This window comes from Pseudaminobacter soli (ex Zhang et al. 2022) (assembly GCF_014595955.1).
GTDB lineage: Bacteria > Pseudomonadota > Alphaproteobacteria > Rhizobiales > Rhizobiaceae > Kumtagia > Kumtagia pseudosoli.
Map to the genome: position 1 here is coordinate 1 of NZ_JABVCF010000042.1, position 1,222 is coordinate 1,222.

Genomic DNA, 1,222 nt, shown 5'->3' on the forward strand with positions numbered 1-1,222 from the left:
CTGGCGCACCGCCTGCCGGCCGGTAAACCGCTGCCAGCGCTCCACCGCCACATCGCAGTAGCGCGGGTCGAGTTCCATGGCGAAGCAGGCGCGGCCAGTGGTCTCGGCGGCTATGATGGTGGTGCCCGATCCCGAGAACGGCTCGTAGACCGCAGCCCCTGTGGCGCTGTTGTTGAGGATCGGCCGGCGCATGCATTCGACCGGCTTCTGCGTGCCATGCACGGTGGCGTCGTCCTCGCCCTGATCAGCACTGCCAATCTCCCAGATGGTGGTCAGGTCACGGGCTCCCTGCCAGTGGCCGGTCGCCCCGTCTCGAACAGCATACCAGGCCGGCTCGTGCTGCCAATGATAGTGGCCGCGGCTCAGCACCAGGCGCGGCTTCGCCCAGATGATCTGGGAACGAATGCCGAAGCCGGCGGCGACCAGACTGTCGGCCACCGTGGAGGCGTGCACACCGGCATGCCAGACATAAGCGACATCGCCGGGAAACAGCGCCCAGGCCTCACGCCAGTCGGCGCGGTGATCGTTCGCCACTTTGCCGGTGCGGCTGGCGGTCGACACGCCCACCTCATTCCTCCAGGTGGGATCGTACTCTACGCCATAGGGCGGGTCGGTCACCATCAGGTGCGGAACGGTTCCGGCCAGCAGCCGCTCGACATCGCTGGCCACGGTGGCATCGCCGCAGAGCAGCCGATGCCGGCCGAGCACCCAGAGATCACCGGGACGGGTGACGGGCTCAGCCGGCGGCTCCGGAACTTCATCTTCGCCGGCAATCACTCCTGTGTTCTCGCCAAGCTCGCCCAGGAGCCGATCGAGTTCGGCCTCGTCGAGGCCGGTGAGGGAAAGATCAAAGCCGTCGGCGCTGAGTGCCTGAAGCTCATCGGACAGCAGGCTGTCGTCCCAGCCGCCGAGTTCGGTCAATTTGTTGTCGGCGATCCGATACGCCCGCCGCTGCGCTTCGCTGAGGTGCTCGAGCACGATCACCGGCACATTTGCCAGCCCGAGTTCACCGGCCGCCAGGATGCGGCCGTGGCCCGCGATCACCTCGCCCTCGGCCGAGACCAGGACTGGCACCGTCCAGCTGAACTCGGCCATGCTGGCGGCTATTCTCGCCACCTGGTCCGGCGCATGCGTCTTCGCGTTCTTGGCATAGGGCCTCAGCCGCTCGATCGGCCACTGCTCGATGGCTTCCGGTGCGAACTGGATGGTCACGCTGCCCCCG

At 67.3% G+C, this 1,222-nt stretch carries 1 protein-coding gene; it reads right to left on the reverse strand.

The genetic code is table 11. The features are described 5' to 3' along the window. The coding region (locus HUI96_RS29000; protein ID WP_188258169.1) for a DNA methyltransferase at positions 1 to 1,212 on the reverse strand (1,212 nt) is incomplete at its 3' end. Positions 1,213 to 1,222 lie beyond the last annotated feature (10 nt).